Genomic DNA, 15,694 nt, shown 5'->3' with positions numbered 1-15,694 from the left:
TTCCGTTAGTCGAAAAAGAAAAAAGGACCGCCTCAACTGATCTGAACCCGAAAAGTTAGACACGAATATTAGGCAGCTTCCTGGGCATGAGTTCGGTATTGAACCGGACTCATGCCTTTTAATTTTGCCTTAATTCGTTTGTGGTTGTAGTAGTGGATATAATCTTCTAATTCTTGTTTGAATTGCTCCATACTGTCAAATTCTCTGAGATATAGTAATTCACTCTTTAATAAGCCAAAGAAGTTCTCCATGACTGCGTTATCTAAACAATTTCCCTTACGTGACATGCTTTGTGTAATCCCTTTTTCTTTTAACGCGTGTTGATACTGCTTCATCTGATAATGCCAGCCCTGATCTGAGTGAAGAATAGGGGTATTGCCATCTTTTAATCGTTCAAATGCTTTATCCAACATCTTTGAAACAAGTGGATAAACAGGACGCTTTTCAAGATTATACGCAATAATTTCCCCGTTATATAGATCGAGAATCGGCGATAAATATAGCTTTTCTCCATGTAAATGAAATTCCGTTACATCCGTTACCCACTTCTCATTGGGTTTCGCTGCTTGGAAATCGCGTTCTAAAATATTGGGCGCAATTTTACCTACTTTTCCACGGTATGAGCGATACTTCTTCATACGAACTAGACATTTTAAACCCAATTCAATCATTAAACGACGGACTGTTTTATGATTTAGTTTTATGGCACGATTACGTAATTCCAGTTTGATACGACGATAGCCATATCGCCCCTGGTGTTCATCAAAAATCTGTTGGATGACTTTTTTCACTTCGCTATATTTATCAGGTCGATTCATTTGTTTTACCCAGTAATAATACGTACTGCGTGGAATATCAGCTATCTTTACTAAATGAATGATTTTATATTCATGCCTTAATTCATAGATTACTTGAGATTTGTCTTGTTCTGAGACTTTGCCTTTTCTTGAATTAAGGTAAGTAACTTTTTTAAATATGCATTCTCCATACGAAGTTGCTCATTTTCTGTACGTAACGATTCTTCCGAACCTTCAACTGGTGGATTTTTCTTTGGAACCTTCTTCATGGATGGACGCCCCTTTACCTTTGATTGTAGAGCGTCAATCCCTTGTGTTTCAAATAAATACTTCCAATTCCACACGGTGCTAGAGCTAGGAATATTGAATACTGAAGTTGCTTCTTCGATGGACGCCCCCATCTTGTTTATATATTTAAGTACGTCCATTTTAAACTCCACTGTGTAATTTGTATATATTTCTTGAAAAGCTTCCTCTCCATGTTCGCGAAACTTCGCTACCCACTTTTTTAACATTGTTGGACTTATATTGTATTTTTGAGCTATATCCTTGAAGGATTCCACACCCTCAAGATAAGCATGAACTGTAACTAATTTTGTTTCCAAAGAATATTTCGTCATAAAAAACTGCACCTCGAATTGTTAGTTGTATCTAACAATTCGGGTGCAGTTCACAACCAGCAATCCTTCTTAAACTCAACTGCACCGTTAGTAGAATAAGAAAAGCTGCCACAATGACAGCTCCGTTCTTCAACTCTCGCACCGTTAAGCGGATTTCTGATAGGGCAGAGATTAGTAAAGTAATTCATCCACACCAACTAAGACATAGCTATGCAACACATTTGTTGAATAATGGAGCACCTCTTGATGTTATCCAAAGTCTACTTGGTCACCAGAAGAGCGAAACTACAAAAATTTATGCCCAATTAAGTGGTAGTCTTAGACAAGAATTGTATAGAAAATATTTTTAATCAATGGTTCAAATATGTACAAAAGCAACACCTTTAAAGAGTGTTGCTTCGTTTAACTCTTTTCTAATAACCACCAAAATGGTAACGGGGTGTTAAACTCTTGCACCCGTTAGTGGAAGAAGGAATTTATCGCTTTCGAATAAATTTATATACTATATAAATAAATCCGCCTATTAGAAATGAATAGCTATAGCTATTACTATTGATTCTTCGACCTCTTTAAAGTCTTTACCTTGGTTAATGATTAAGAGTAATATTCCACAAATAACCGTTACAACCCCTACAAGATACCTTCCCATTTGATACCTCCCGAATTTAAGGAATTCTAATACTGCTTATTTAACTATTTTGCATCCGTTAATTGAATAAGAAAAAGCGATACTTCGTTAATGAAGAATCGCACCCGTTACTTTAATAAGCCTTTACTAAATAAAGGGGCACCTGGAAACAAAATCATAAAAACTGCTAATAGAAAAACTATTCCTGATACACCCAAATACATTTTATACTTAGCATTATTTTGTTTACGTTCAACAATTGCTAGCAGTAGAAAGAGTATCCCTAAAAGTATTGCTATAATTGGATTTCCTACAAAGACATTAGTAAAAAAACGTAGAATGAATAGCAAATAAATTAAAGAAAGGCACACCACTTTTATAACTTTTTGCATAATATTTCCTTCCATATCTATTTTTTATATTTTAGTGTTTATGGATACCAACTTTTTATTCTTTCCTCTTCCACTATCCTGCTTCATTAACTCAATAAGAAAAGCTGCCTCATTGACAGCTCCGATCTTGAACTCTTGCACCCGTTTGTTTAAGTACATTAATTCACAATCTTTTCAGTAATATTAGCATAAATATCTATTAAAAAATCACCTCTAAGAACTCATAGAGGTGAGGTGATTTTAATCAAGCTTTACAAAATCCCCTACTTTGATTTGATTCTTTTCAAACCATCCAAGATTAACTTCGATTGCATAATGATAAGAAAGTTCCGGATCATAAGTAGGACATTCATCCTCTTTACATGGCACCATATCTAGTATTTTTAGAATTTTCCCATCTGAATCAAGAAATGAAATAGATAAAGGAATTAAGGTGTTTTTCATCCAAAAACCGCCATATGTTTTTCCTGAAAATACAAATAGCATCCCCTCATTTTTGGGTAATTTTCTAACAAACATTAAGCCCTTATCTCTTTTTTCTTGAGTATCTGCAACTTGAACGGTTAATTTGGTTGTCCTTTCTCCACTAGATACTTTAATCATTTTTGTTTGAAGACTTGCTTCTTTTTCTTGACGAAAAAGAAAACCGATTAATTTGAATCTATTTTTCAACATATTCACTCACCTTGTCTTTTCCCTTTATAATAAAAGGAAGAAAGTTGGAGATAAAAAGAAAACAAGAAATAAAAACAACGAGGAAAACTCCTTTTCACTTCCTATACTTATTATATGGTTATACATTTAATACTTTATTTTCAATAATCACAGCTACAATATATAAAAAGATTAAGGAAGTTTTATTCAACTAAACTGCTTACGTTAATGCAATAAGAAAAAGCCACCAAGTCTGGCAGCTGGATCTTAAACTCTTGCACCCTTTAGTTGAAGAAGGATTCCAACAAAAACATAACTTATTTTATCAAACTGTGGTGGGTGAAAAATTTTATACTTTCTTTTAAAAATAGATGTCGGCGAGCCTCCTTATAAATTCTATCCATGCCAATAACCAGTTCTTTTATCTAATGTTACAAAAGGATAATTATCTTTTTCGCCCGTATAAGGTAAAGAATCCGTATAAACCTCTACAAAATCACCTCTATCAATTAATTTTTCTATTTTATCTTCCTTATAATAACTGTTATTCCAGTCCTCTAAAAATAGCTCTTTCCAATTATCTTTTATGGGTGCATTCTGAGAAAGGTTTTGGGCTTGTTCAAACAGAGTTCGTTCTTCACCGTTATTTTTTTTCTTAAATTCCTCTATAACATTCCATATCTCATTGGCGGTTAAATTATCATAAAAATTCTCAGACCAGTTAATACCTTTTGCATAAACATAATCAGGACTAGGCATATACTTATCAAATATACATGTCCTAAGCGTCTTCTTTAAATTCTCCATCTCTTTGAGAGAAGCATTTTGGGAATCAACTTTTTCCTGTTTCTGTTGATAAATAAATTCGATAATTTGTCCATTTGGAACCGTTCCATCAATTAAATATTTTTCATAAGCCTTACCTTCAACAGTTCTACCGTCAAAATTACTACCATTTCTTTTCAATAATAGAGCATGTTTTTTGGCTTCTTTATTTGTTATCGTTACAACAGTATACCCATGAGAATCTTTATTTTTAGCGATTACATAAGAAAAATGGTACACGGAATTGACTGTTAATTGCCCATTGTTAAAGTACCAAGTGCTACTTACCCCATCCTGTTTTCCTGTTGCCAGCCAAACTCCACTGATATTATCACTCGCATGTGGTACTTCTGAAGATGTTGAACTTCTAGATGGCGATGTTTTCACTGCCGGTTTTGTGTTTTGCTTCGAACTTTGTGATGTCGTTTCTGTTGTTTTTGTTTTTTGCTTCGAACTTTGTGGGGAAGTTTTGGTTGATTCACCTGTCGTTTTTCCACATCCAGAAAGTACTACCCCAAAAAGAACTACCCAAACAACTATTATCTTTTTCATTTACATTAAACCCTCTTTTATCTTTATTTTAACAATTCTAGTTCAATTAAACTGCCCCTTTAGCTTAATAAGAAAAGGTACCTTTGTATGGTTACTAGTTTTTCAAGTCGGCTTGGGCAACAACCAGGTATCCTTTTCTTCTATTTTCATCCCCTGAAAATCAAGAGTTCATTCAACGCCCGCTGGATACCCGGAAGGTTGTAGTTCCGTTCGTTCAGGATAAATTCCTCCCCTGAAGAAAATGAGAGCAGCAGGCCTTTATCCCGGCGTAAGTAGCTGAAAGCCCAAAGAATCATGGTCAGCAACAGCACAATACCGCCCGCTATCGCCAGACTCTTATTGTTTAGGGCAGCTCCCAGGATGACGAATCCGATACTAAACAAAAGGGAATTCGTAGGCCTTCCCACCTCTTCCACCGTCATTTCATAGGATACCAGGTGCCCGGATGAGAATACTTTGTTCTCTACCACGATCCGGGTACTGCTGATGGTTATTTCATTCTCTGTGTCTTCAAAAAAAACATGTTCCTGCAGCAATTGTCTCTCCCCCTTCCCTTTTATTCTATCAGCCAGTTAGAAGAGAAAAAATCGATATTTTCAAGTCTTTCAAAAAAGTTTTAAAATTTATCTTTAGGAGAAAATAAGATAATCACTAACCTGCCCCGTTAGTACAATTAGAAAAGGCTGCCTCAATGACAGCCTTTATCTTCAACTCTTGCACCCAGTTAGTTCAACAAGCACCTTCTCATGTATTGCATCATTGGTTCGTAGTGTTCATTAAAAAGATTGATTGGAATTAATATACACTTGTCTATTGTTTCTCCCTCTTTTAAACTAAATGTATTCATATCAATTAGTGGAGAAAAAACATGAACAGAATACTTGCATTTTTAGCTACTTTTTCGTTATTAATGGCTCTCAATTTTGGTGCAGCACATCTTTTTCATGCTAATATTATTGACTTAACTTTTCCAGTAGGTATGCTTGGAATCTTAGTTACAGCACCGAATAATCCAATGACCGATTTATTTAACAGCCAAACCTACATGGAGATTGAGTGTAAAAGGCATATTAAATTTGGAAAAATACCAATCTATGCCTCCATTGCTTATACTTTATTTGCGATTATAATCACATTCTTTTATTACAAAAGCTACTTTTTATAGTTCAATAAAATTTTTCTTAATGTGTTGCTATCTTTAGCAGCACTTTTTGTTTTATTACGCAATATGTGTCAAATGCGACATAAAGGAGTCATTTTTCTCTTCAAGTAAACTGCTTACGTTACTTGAATAAGAAAATGGCATTACCCCATTGTTGAAGTAATGCACCCGATAGTTTAAGTACATTCTTTCACAATCCCTTCTTCACCTCTTCAGTTCTCTTAAAAAATGAACTCACCTTAACCGAGTAATAAGTAAATAGGAATAATCTTTTAAGGAAATGGAGAACTTATTCTTGTTTAACTTAATTCACGGAGGGAATACACCATGAAAAAGAGCCTAATTTTAATTGCAGTCCTTATATTTAGCCTTGATTTAACAGGATGTGCCAGAAATAACGTAAATAAAAATGATCTTGTAAATCGTGACCAAAATGTGACAAGGAACAACATCACCAACGTCAGGGACAATAATGATTACGATAATAGATCTAGAATGAGAGTTGCTGATGATGCAGCTAAAAAAATAGCCGACCTGAAAGAAGTGGACACGGCAAATGTCATTGTTACAGAAAATAATGCATATGTAGCCGTAAAGCTCACACCTACATCCCGAAATAAGGATACTTATAGTATTGAACATAAGATTTCACAAAGAGTGAAATCCACGGATCGAGATATTGATAACGTTTATGTATCGGAAAACCCTGACTTTTATGATCGCATGAATACATATGCCTCTGATATTCGTAATGGTAGACCAATCTCAGGTTTCTTTAATGAGTTTACTGAAACAATCCGTAGAGTATTCCCTAAAGCCAAATAAGATAAATAAAAAATGCTTGGCAATATGCTAAGCATTTTTTTATGGAATAAGAAAAAAGGATCCCCACTGTGATTCACCTTGAACTAAAGCACAGTTACTTTAAGTACAATCCTTCACATTGTCTTTGAAAAGTTGTATTTGAATCATTTTAAGGTCAAAAATTATTGGGTCCGAAAGGATTTTCTGGTGGATATTCCTCTAACTTATCAGCTGTTCTTTCATCTGGTGAAGTCGCCCCAGATTTTTTGTCAAAATAAATGGCTATTCCAGCCAATATAATGATAGGTGTAAATATATAAATCCAAATCATCATAACACCTCCAAACTAACCAACGAATTACTAATATTATATTATAAATTTAACTTTTTTTTACAATACTTTTAAACAAAACTGCCCCGTTACTTCAATAGAAAAGCCGCCAAAAAAGGCAGCTGGATCTTCAACTATTGCACCCGATAGTTTAAGTACATTTCTTCACAAACTCAGCATTTATTGGCACTATGCACCCTTTAACAAGCACAAAAATAAAATGTGTCTCTCATTAATGAATTGAACATTAAATCTATCTTAAAGTAAATTTACATGCTATGAGTTTTGTCTAAGGCTTCACGTAAAGCTCTCGCTAATGTTAAAGGATCGTCAATTCCCCAAAAATGCATAAAAAACAAACGGGGATTCTCGGTCAACATATGGTTATGTATAGCAGTTACTTCGATACCATGTTTTCGTAATGTAATTGCAACAGGATTTACTTCTTCAGCAGTAAGCACAAAATCACCGGTTATAGCAGCTTTCCTATTTTCCGTTGGCTGAAAATTTATTGCCGTTGCTACTCCCATGGCTGGAGGAATTTCCATACCATTTTCCATGATTTTTTCAGACCGAGGAATACTTATATGATAAACACCATCAGAAACAGTTCCTTTATGTCTAAAGATACTATCAAGCTTTTGTTTATCGATGGAAAAGGAATGCGAGACATTTTTTTGGCTCCACTGCTTTTTGTCTAAATTTAATCCTGAACGAATTGCTTTCGCTAAATGAACCGCATTACCATGTCCCTCAATGTGCACATACATTATTCGGGGGGTTTCACCGATTAAATGATTATGAATTGCAGTTACCTTAATTCCTTGATTAAAAAGTTCACTCATTACAGGTTGAATTTCCTTTTCAGTTAGAACTAAATCACCCATAACCATCGCTTGGTTTGCTACTTGTTTAAAAGCCACCCATCCCCCTAATGCTAATCCGGTGCGAATTGGTACACCCTTCACACTTACTTTCAAATCATTACGTGGCAGACTGATATAAAATATTCCGCCTGTCCTTAATTCCCCTGTTTTTCCTATTTCTTTCTCTACAAAGTTCCATTGTGGTGAAGGATTTTTTGAAGAAGAATTCTGCGCATGTATTAAGGTACCAGACAATATATTAGCAATTAAAGCAACAACTAAAAAAGCAATAATTGTTCTATATTTTCGTTTAAGCATAAAATAACTCTCCTTTTGAGTGAAATGGATTATATTTGATATAATTCCCTAATTTATACTTTTTCTTGCATATAACGGACCATTGCTTTTCAATGCGTATTTCTTTGAATTAGGATAAGTTTAATCTCATAAATAAAGACCGTTAACGGATAGTTTAACGGTCTGTTATTATTAAAGTCTTTCCTGATTAAGAACTCTTTTATGGCTAGTTTTAGAATTGGTTCTAAATCTAATCAGTAAGAATACAGCTCGAACATATAAATCTATTGCAATTGAAAGCCAAACTCCTGCTATTCCCATATCAAAGTGAATTCCCAGAATATAAACACCAAGAACTCGTATGACCCACATACCAATAGCTGTACTGTACATCGGGCTTTTCGTATCACCAGCACCTTGTAAAGCCCCTGCCAACACTAAACCAATAGCTAAAGCTGGTTGGGCAAATGCATCAATTCGTAAAGCAGTTACAACCATGCCAATAGCATTTTTATCCGTTGTGAACCATGTAGCGAGCCAAGGAGAAAGAAAATACAACAATACCCCAACAAAGGACATAAAACCAACTGCGATCCAGGTCGTCATCATTCCATATTGGTAAGCCTCTTTCGAACGCTTTGCGCCAACACTCTGACCTACGAGAGTGGTAGCTGCAATTGCCAAACCGTATCCAGGCATGTAAGAGAATGTTTCTATATTACCAGCAATTGAATGGGCAGCATAGGTGTCAGCTCCGATTTTCACAATTAATCCAAAATAAAGAACCTGACCTAATCGCATGATTAATCGTTCAATCGCTGCTGGTGTAGATAATTTTAAAATAGAAAAAGAATCCTCTTTTGAATATGAACCAAAGAAGGAAAAGGAGATTTTTGACCTTTTAATATATAAGTACAATGCTATCGTTCCAATTAATCGTACAATGACTGTAGCCCATGCAGCTCCTGCTACCCCAAATCCCTTTAATCCAAAAACTCCAAAAATGAGAACGTAATCCAATCCAATATGGATTAAATTGATCCACCAACTCACTTTCATCGGTGTTTTGGTGTCTCCCGAAGCACGTAAAATACTTCCAAAGATAAACATCAAGGAAATAAAAATTGAAGGGATCGCAACTATTTGAAAATAGGTAACTCCATCTGCCAAAACATTCGCTTTCGCACCCATTAAACGGAGCAACGGTTCACTAAAGAACAAAGTAATCAATCCAAATAACAGACCAAAAATTGCCGAAATAATCGTTGATTGTCGGGCAATGGATTTCGCTTTATCAATATTTCCGGCTCCAATACTTCTTGCAATAAGAGAAGAAGTTCCAACTCCTAATGCCATAAAAATAGCAATATAAACAGCCAAAACTGCATTGGCCACACCCACTGCCGTTACTTCGTTTAACCCCAATTTTGAAACAAAAAGGGTATCAACGAATCCGACTACGGTTTGCAAAATATTTTCAATCATTGCTGGAACAGCCAATGCAATAATTATATAAAACTTTTGTTTTGTTGTTTTAATTTCCTTTATTTCAACCTCCTCCATTTATCCCCATCCCCTTATCGAATAAAATTATCCAACGCTTTTTTTATATCTTTTAATACTTCTTGCTCATTTCCTTTGTGTACTGCATCTACTAGGCAATTCTCCATATGGTCAGTAAAGATTAGTTTTGCCGTATTATCTAGTGCCTTTCTGATTGCAGCAATCTGAAGAAGAATATCAGGACAATCACGACCTTCGATTGCCATCTGTTTTACTCCTCTTACATGTCCTTCAATTCTTGAAAGGCGATTGATAACATTTTTTCGCTCTTTATGATTGTGGTTATGTTGATGATTATCTGTACCCATAATTTATCACTCCTTATCGTCATTATCCCCCCAGGGGGGATATACGGTCAAATAAAAAAGACAAATTCTCATGAATTTGTCACTTTTCGTTGCATTCAGATGATAACCGTTCATACAAAGCTTCGAAAATTAAACTCCCTCTCTCTAATGCCGTTATATCATCAGGGCTGATTAATCGAATTCCATCACATATAAAATCAAGTCCCGGTGCAACAGGCTCTAAAAATACTTCCTGCACCGTATCTGCTTCATCAATAATTTGAGCCATTCGTTCTAATATCGGATCTTTAACTTTATATTCTCTCAGCATCGTGTGAAATGTACAATGTCCTCTTCGATGGGAAAGACGAACACCAGGAATATCAAATGGTTCCGGTCCTTCCGGCAATGGCTTCTGACCAACAGGAACAAATAAAAATTCTGCTTCAGAATCAATCCACTTTTTTATTAGCCATGCACAAGCTATTCTGTCTACTCCCACATTTTCCCAAGTAACCCATTTCATTCTTATATCCCTCCTCTGGTATTTTGTAATTCTTCCAACACACGTTTTCCTAATTCAGAATGAAAATAGTCCTTAATTCTTATTTGTTGATATTTCTTAGAAAGAGAAACAAGGTCGATTTGTTCTTTCTTCAATTCATCCAGTATTTCAGTGTACTCCTGATCCACTTGCTCCAAAAATTCTTTAATAATATATTCATCTTTCATTCCTAACACTAGATGAGACTCCCATAGAGATGCTTCTCCTCCCAGCTCCTGAATCTCAACAGTTAACCATTGAAATTTCTCTTTTGTTTTTGGTGTAGACGGCAGACACCAAACGGACTCATGAAGAAGAACTGCACCCAGTCGTTTAAGTTTCCGCCATACATAAACACGTACTTTACTTGGATTACGTGGAATTTTATAAACTAAATGCAGCCACTCTTGCATGAATCCATCTCCTAATCATTAATGCATCCTCGGGTACACAATTAATCCTATAATAGCTGAAACCAGAATAATAATAGGTTCTGAAACCTTTTTACATTTCCATAAAAGGACTAATGTAATAATAGCAAACATTGCTGTAGGAACGTCGAAAATTGACCTTTTCCCTAATACAATAACCGCACCACTAATGGCTCCTGTGGCAGCAGCCGTTACACCGTTTACAAAGGCGTTGATTCCAGGAAGTTTTCCATATTTTTTAAAGAGAGGCGCAGGAAGAATGGTTAACAAGTAGGCGGGGAGAAAAGTAGCTAGTGCTGCTACTGTTGCACCAGAAAATCCTGCTACCAAATAACCAATGAACCCAGTTGTAATAACAACAGGACCAGGTGTAATCATAGCAACAGCAACCGCATCAAGGAATTGTTGAGTATCTAACCAACCGTATTCCTTTACGACACCACCGTATAGAAAGGGAACAATTGCAAGACCACTACCAAAAAGGAATGCCCCTGCCTTTGTAAAGTAGGTGAATATGTTCCATAAATTACCTGAATTTGAATGGTTCACAACACCTAAAAGGAAAAGCATTGAAAAAGGTTCATAACTATTCAATTTTGTTTTCTTCCATAACCACTTTGGTGGAGATTTAAATAACCAATATAAAATCCCTGCCCCAAGAAATAAAAGAACATTTTCTGTTTCGGTAATGACAGTTACCGTACCTGCAATTAAAAATATAATCCAAAGAATCCAATCCTTGCCTAAAGTCTTTGTTGTTAGTTTATATGCACTGAAGGCAATAATTCCAATTACACTTGCTCCCACTGCATAGAAAACAGCTTGCATCCAAGTTAGTCCACCAAATTTAATATATGCCCACCCCAAAGCTACCACCATTACAAATGAAGGTAAAACAAAAGCAAGCGCAACTAGTGTCGCTCCTATGATTCGGTAGTGCACATAACCTAAATAAATAGCTAATTGTGCTGCCAAAGGACCGGGAGCAAGTTGTGACAAAGCAAGACCATCCTTATAATCCTGCTCAGAAATCCAATTTCGTTTCTCTACAAGATCCCTATACATATAGCCTGTTAATGCAACGGGTCCACCAAAACCAATGGTTCCCAACTTTAAAAAGTATAAAATCATCAGCAAAAGTGAGTACGTTGCGGCTTGTGTCTTAACATTAGACTCAATTTCTAACGGCTTATTCATTGTCTTCTCCCCTTTAAGTAATACTGGTTACATTTATTAAAATCATTATATGTGAAACCAGTAAATATGAGAAGAAGAATTTGTAACATTGGTTACATTTCTCGGTAATAAAAAAATTAGGGTATGGTTAACTGCACCAACCCTTATTTTTCTTATTACACTAACCTGCACCGTTAGCACAACAACAAAATGCCACAGTGGTCATCTTCATTAATAACGATTTAGATTATTTTATTAATGAATAACAATCGCTTAAACTGCTGTACTCCAATATCATAATCAACTTCTTTATTGTCGATGGAAAATATTCTGGTTCCATATGGTTGTAAAGTCAATTCGTTTTCTAGCGTAATATTATTAATCCCATACCCTTTAAAATCAAAGAATACATCCCATACATCCTCAGATTGTCTTTTAAAAGCTATCGACTCATAATCACAGTTATCCTCGTAATAACCTAAATGCAAATGATATTTATCATCATACAAAATAGCCATTTAGCACCTCTTTTGATCAGCATTTAAATTACAATTCGGCAGATCGGATTAGTAATCCTTCTTCAAGTAACCTGCACCGTTAGTTGAATAAGAAAAAGCGTTCACTATTATCGTAGAATCGCACCAGATAGTTGAATAATAACTTTTCCTTACTCCACATTTTTTCTTAATGGGATATATAAAAAGCCAACATTTAATCTGTTGACCTCTTTTTTAATTATGATTTTTTTATATTAACAAGTCATAAAATGGGGAAAAAAAATTATTTATCCTCGTTTTTATCGGTTAAATCCTGGTTGTACTCGCTTTCAACTACATTAGCAAAGCCTTTAAAACGATAAATTCGACTTTTTACTCTTCGACCCGAACCAGTAGCACCTAAATTAAAAGTTCCTTCTTTATACTGTGCACCTAAACTGCCGTCCCCAGAAGAGTCATAAAATTCCTCAATTTCGACTTCAAATGCATTTTCAATTCTCCTTGCAATCGCTAACTCTTGAGCGACTCTTGCTTGAAATTCAGAAATTCTATTTTCAATCTCTTGTATAGCTGCTTCTTCTTGTAATTTATTGATATCCCCAGCTTCAACAGCATTATTAGATTTTTTAATGGCATTTCTTGCAGACTCTGCAATTAGACTAGATAATCCAAATGCAGGAATTAAAAGTCCGCCAGCAATTTTTGCAGCCTTGGCATAATCATTACTCATTTTTCTGTCTCCTTTAAATAATCTATAAAATAGACATTCGGCACTTCACAACACGACTCCTTTATTTTAATCCTCAAAATTCATTAAGGACTTTTTGTTCAACTAAACTGCACTTTAGTGGAACAACGAAAAAAGGCTGCGGAAGCAGCTCGAACTTCAACTCTTGCACCCCGTTAGTTGAACACGTACACACTCTTTTACTAATCTGACGCTTTTTTCTATTCAAGCAAAGTAAATTTCAGATTTATGAGCATATTAAGTAAGTCGAGTAGACAAAAATATTCACATACTTCTTCAATGAAAAGAGGATTTAAAAAATGACAGTTGGAAAAGATGTTCAAACCGTTTTAGCAAGTTTAAAAAGTACACAAGCAAGCTTTGAAAGTTTTGCTTTAGCAACCGATAACCAGAATGCAAAGCAGCTTTATCAACAAGCCGCACAACAAACAAAATCCGTGCTTGATAGCCTTCAACCTCGTCTTCAAGAAATTCAAGGGGAAGAACCTCAGTACAATCAGCAATAAAGTGTAAGCGTCTTTATCAAATATGATAAGATATCCCAGATACATTTTCTGGCGGTCGGAATATGATGTTATATAAAAAATTCTTGTCCATTTTCCTAAACCATCCTTTCTAGGATGGTTTTGTTTTTTAGAACACCATTTATTCTGTTTCATAAGTTTTTAGCTAAATTACATCAAAAAAAATATTTTTATTGCACAATATGGGTCAATTGCGACATAAATGAAAGATGGATTTTCACCTTTCTTGTTCCACTAACCTGCACCGTTAGTGGAACAAGCAAAAAAGCCGCCGAAGCAGCTGGTGATCTTAAACTATCGCACCCGTTAGTTTAACAAGGTTTTACTTCATTCCTGAATAAGGGTCACTCACATTCCCATCTAACTCTTTAATGTTATCTTCAATTTCTTTCCTTACTTCGGTAATTAAATTTGTGTTTACTAAAGAGGCTTTTGCGGTATGAAAACTCTTTTCTAGTCCTAATAAAGCTATTAAAGACAATAAGTTATCAATTAATTTATAATTGTCTATGTTCCAATTGCTTATAACCCAATTATCAATAAGTTTCTTCAAACTCTCTTCTAAATACTCATATGTATTACATTGCCGTTCAGCTAGTTCACAAAAGGCTTCAGATATACTTAAAGGACTGGCAGCATAATTCAATTCAATATATCGCAATAATTCACAGAAATGAGAATTGATTTCCTTAACTGTTAAATAATCAGGAAGTCGGCTATACATATTTAAATCCACAAAATCACCTCATTTCAAAAAATGGTTTTGGTACTATATTTCTTTCCTAAAAGGACAAATTCCTTCTTTAACTAACCTGCCCCGTTAGCTCAATAACAAAAAAGAATCGCCGTAGCAATCCCCGTTCTTTAACTCTTGCACCCGTTAGTTAAAGTAGATGGATAAATAATAATAATTAACGGGGCAAAATAAAGATTATTATTAGTTAAGTTCTAACGTTTCTGAGTAAGTTAGGATTCTTTGCTTTCAAAAATAGACCTACTCCACCTACTGCTGCACACGCTATGTAAAACATCCACTGTTTGGACTCTGTATCTTTTTTCAAAGATAGCTCAACCATTCGTTCGATTCGATCATTCAAATTTTCTCTTTCTTCTGGAATTAAATTTGGATTTTTTAATTGGTCTGCATAAGTATCCATTGCTTTATCGATAATGCTAAATACTTTTTCCTGTACTTTGCTACCTTCTTGAATGAATTTGGTAGACGCTTCTAATAAAGCAGGGGCAGATTTTTGTAAGATTTCAAGTTCTTCGGCAGTTAATTTTTTCATATCGTATTGGTTGTTTTGAAGCTTTGTAAAAGAATTTTCAATCGCATTGATTTCGCTCATTACGGAGCCTCCTATTTTATTATTTTTTTCCTGTTATAACCACAATCCGAAAAAAGAAGATATTCATCAAATTATTTATTCTATAGCTAATACGGGAAATCCTTCTTCCACTAACCTGCTTCATTAGTTCAATAAAAAACTGCCCAAAAAGGCAGCTGTAGTCATATATATTAGTCCCCAATAGCATATAAGTGTTTCTTTAACTTTATAGCTTCTTCACACATATCATTTAATTCTTTAGCAAAACTTTTTATTTTTTGACCCCAATCATCATTCAAATCATATTTGCTAAATAGAGTCTCACAAATTTTGATAAGCTTGGGTATGTCTTTCGTATAAATAATTTCTGTACCATATGGTTTTATATTTAAAAGCAAATCAAAGTTTTGCCCTTTTTGTTGAATTGCCTGTTTAAGTAGATATTGATGTATTCTTTCATCAAAATGAACATATTTATCTGCCTTGGCAGCTTCTTTATGAGTTACTGCCATAACAAAATCTATACCACACATAACTACCACTCCTACGGATAACTAAGCCCTGTTATAATTCATTCTATACCGATTATAGAATTCCTTCTTCAACAAACCTGCACATTTAGTGCAATAAGAAAAGCTGCCAAAATGACAGCTTTATATGCAACTCCT

The 15,694-nt window shown here is 34.9% G+C and carries 22 protein-coding genes; 4 read left to right on the top strand and 18 right to left on the bottom strand.

Annotated elements, in window-relative coordinates; translation table 11 throughout:
• Positions 1–68 precede the first annotated feature (68 nt).
• A protein-coding gene (locus tag CCK98_RS15430) for an IS3 family transposase (RefSeq protein WP_088087388.1) occupies positions 69–1,417 on the bottom strand; the annotation gives its coding sequence in 2 pieces (ribosomal slippage) (positions 69–961 and positions 961–1,417; 1,350 coding nt in all).
• A 113-nt stretch (positions 1,418–1,530) separates the two neighbouring features.
• On the opposite strand from CCK98_RS15430, the gene CCK98_RS15425 reads away from it, so the two are divergent.
• Positions 1,531–1,767 (top strand): tyrosine-type recombinase/integrase, encoded by a 237-nt coding sequence (locus CCK98_RS15425; protein ID WP_088087387.1) that lies wholly within the window; start codon positions 1,531–1,533, stop codon positions 1,765–1,767.
• Positions 1,768–1,940: 173 nt separating this feature from the next.
• Here CCK98_RS15425 and CCK98_RS36305 read toward each other — a convergent pair whose 3' ends face one another.
• From CCK98_RS36305 to CCK98_RS15405, 5 genes are all read right to left on the bottom strand, one after another.
• A complete protein-coding gene (locus tag CCK98_RS36305; protein WP_256942359.1) occupies positions 1,941–2,066 on the bottom strand; it encodes a hypothetical protein in 126 nt (41 codons plus the stop codon).
• Between the two features lie 107 nt (positions 2,067–2,173).
• Positions 2,174–2,437: a hypothetical protein gene (locus CCK98_RS15420; RefSeq protein ID WP_088087386.1), complete on the bottom strand. Its 264-nt coding sequence runs from the start codon at positions 2,435–2,437 to the stop codon at positions 2,174–2,176.
• A gap of 240 nt (positions 2,438–2,677) precedes the next feature.
• On the bottom strand, positions 2,678–3,112 hold the full coding sequence (locus tag CCK98_RS15415) for a DUF192 domain-containing protein (protein WP_088087385.1): 435 nt from the start codon (positions 3,110–3,112) through the stop codon (positions 2,678–2,680).
• A 375-nt stretch (positions 3,113–3,487) separates the two neighbouring features.
• The gene (locus tag CCK98_RS15410; protein ID WP_088087384.1) at positions 3,488–4,468 is read right to left on the bottom strand and encodes a hypothetical protein; all 981 of its coding nucleotides are present in this window, start codon (positions 4,466–4,468) and stop codon (positions 3,488–3,490) included.
• Positions 4,469–4,614: 146 nt separating this feature from the next.
• Positions 4,615–5,004, bottom strand: coding sequence for a hypothetical protein (locus CCK98_RS15405; RefSeq protein ID WP_088087383.1), 390 nt, complete (start codon positions 5,002–5,004; stop codon positions 4,615–4,617).
• Positions 5,005–5,336: 332 nt separating this feature from the next.
• Between CCK98_RS15405 and CCK98_RS15400 the strand changes: the two genes are divergently transcribed.
• Both CCK98_RS15400 and CCK98_RS15395 read left to right on the top strand, forming a co-directional pair.
• Positions 5,337–5,633, top strand: coding sequence for a hypothetical protein (locus CCK98_RS15400; protein ID WP_088087382.1), 297 nt, complete (start codon positions 5,337–5,339; stop codon positions 5,631–5,633).
• Between the two features lie 324 nt (positions 5,634–5,957).
• A complete protein-coding gene (locus CCK98_RS15395) occupies positions 5,958–6,455 on the top strand; it encodes a YhcN/YlaJ family sporulation lipoprotein (protein WP_088087381.1) in 498 nt (165 codons plus the stop codon).
• Positions 6,456–6,609: 154 nt separating this feature from the next.
• Here CCK98_RS15395 and CCK98_RS35425 read toward each other — a convergent pair whose 3' ends face one another.
• From CCK98_RS35425 to CCK98_RS15355, 9 genes are all read right to left on the bottom strand, one after another.
• Positions 6,610–6,768 carry a hypothetical protein gene (locus CCK98_RS35425; protein ID WP_179195816.1) on the bottom strand — a complete coding sequence of 53 codons (159 nt, stop codon included), beginning with the start codon at positions 6,766–6,768 and terminating at the stop codon, positions 6,610–6,612.
• A 266-nt stretch (positions 6,769–7,034) separates the two neighbouring features.
• Complete coding sequence (locus CCK98_RS36300) at positions 7,035–7,949, bottom strand: DUF1259 domain-containing protein (RefSeq protein WP_088087380.1); 915 nt, start codon at positions 7,947–7,949, stop codon at positions 7,035–7,037.
• Positions 7,950–8,120: 171 nt separating this feature from the next.
• Positions 8,121–9,491 (bottom strand): MATE family efflux transporter, encoded by a 1,371-nt coding sequence (locus CCK98_RS15385; RefSeq protein ID WP_088087379.1) that lies wholly within the window; start codon positions 9,489–9,491, stop codon positions 8,121–8,123.
• Between the two features lie 14 nt (positions 9,492–9,505).
• Positions 9,506–9,799, bottom strand: coding sequence for a metal-sensing transcriptional repressor (locus CCK98_RS15380; protein WP_088087378.1), 294 nt, complete (start codon positions 9,797–9,799; stop codon positions 9,506–9,508).
• A gap of 79 nt (positions 9,800–9,878) precedes the next feature.
• Positions 9,879–10,304 (bottom strand): chromate resistance protein ChrB domain-containing protein, encoded by a 426-nt coding sequence (locus tag CCK98_RS15375; RefSeq protein WP_088087377.1) that lies wholly within the window; start codon positions 10,302–10,304, stop codon positions 9,879–9,881.
• Positions 10,305–10,306: 2 nt separating this feature from the next.
• Entirely contained in the window at positions 10,307–10,735 is a 429-nt protein-coding gene (locus CCK98_RS15370) for a Chromate resistance protein ChrB (RefSeq protein ID WP_088087376.1), read from the bottom strand.
• Positions 10,736–10,753: 18 nt separating this feature from the next.
• Positions 10,754–11,950, bottom strand: a complete 1,197-nt coding sequence (locus CCK98_RS15365) for a chromate transporter (RefSeq protein ID WP_088087375.1) — start codon at positions 11,948–11,950, stop codon at positions 10,754–10,756.
• Positions 11,951–12,171: 221 nt separating this feature from the next.
• Positions 12,172–12,447, bottom strand: a complete 276-nt coding sequence (locus CCK98_RS15360; RefSeq protein ID WP_088087374.1) for a DUF3986 family protein — start codon at positions 12,445–12,447, stop codon at positions 12,172–12,174.
• 262 nt (positions 12,448–12,709) lie between these two features.
• The gene (locus tag CCK98_RS15355) at positions 12,710–13,156 is read right to left on the bottom strand and encodes a hypothetical protein (protein ID WP_088087373.1); all 447 of its coding nucleotides are present in this window, start codon (positions 13,154–13,156) and stop codon (positions 12,710–12,712) included.
• A 317-nt stretch (positions 13,157–13,473) separates the two neighbouring features.
• On the opposite strand from CCK98_RS15355, the gene CCK98_RS15350 reads away from it, so the two are divergent.
• The gene (locus CCK98_RS15350; RefSeq protein ID WP_088087372.1) at positions 13,474–13,680 is read left to right on the top strand and encodes a DUF1657 domain-containing protein; all 207 of its coding nucleotides are present in this window, start codon (positions 13,474–13,476) and stop codon (positions 13,678–13,680) included.
• Between the two features lie 340 nt (positions 13,681–14,020).
• Here the strand turns inward: CCK98_RS15350 and CCK98_RS15345 are convergent, their stop codons facing one another.
• From CCK98_RS15345 to CCK98_RS15335, 3 genes are all read right to left on the bottom strand, one after another.
• Positions 14,021–14,434, bottom strand: a complete 414-nt coding sequence (locus CCK98_RS15345; RefSeq protein ID WP_088087371.1) for a hypothetical protein — start codon at positions 14,432–14,434, stop codon at positions 14,021–14,023.
• A gap of 205 nt (positions 14,435–14,639) precedes the next feature.
• Positions 14,640–15,047: a hypothetical protein gene (locus tag CCK98_RS15340; protein WP_088087370.1), complete on the bottom strand. Its 408-nt coding sequence runs from the start codon at positions 15,045–15,047 to the stop codon at positions 14,640–14,642.
• Positions 15,048–15,217: 170 nt separating this feature from the next.
• Positions 15,218–15,559 (bottom strand): hypothetical protein, encoded by a 342-nt coding sequence (locus CCK98_RS15335; protein WP_088087369.1) that lies wholly within the window; start codon positions 15,557–15,559, stop codon positions 15,218–15,220.
• Positions 15,560–15,694: the final 135 nt, after the last annotated feature.

The organism is Bacillus sp. OV166 (genome assembly GCF_900177675.1).
Lineage (GTDB): Bacteria > Bacillota > Bacilli > Bacillales > Cytobacillaceae > Neobacillus.
The sequence above is the reverse complement of the archived record's forward strand: the minus strand, read 5'-3'. Positions and strand labels throughout refer to the sequence as shown.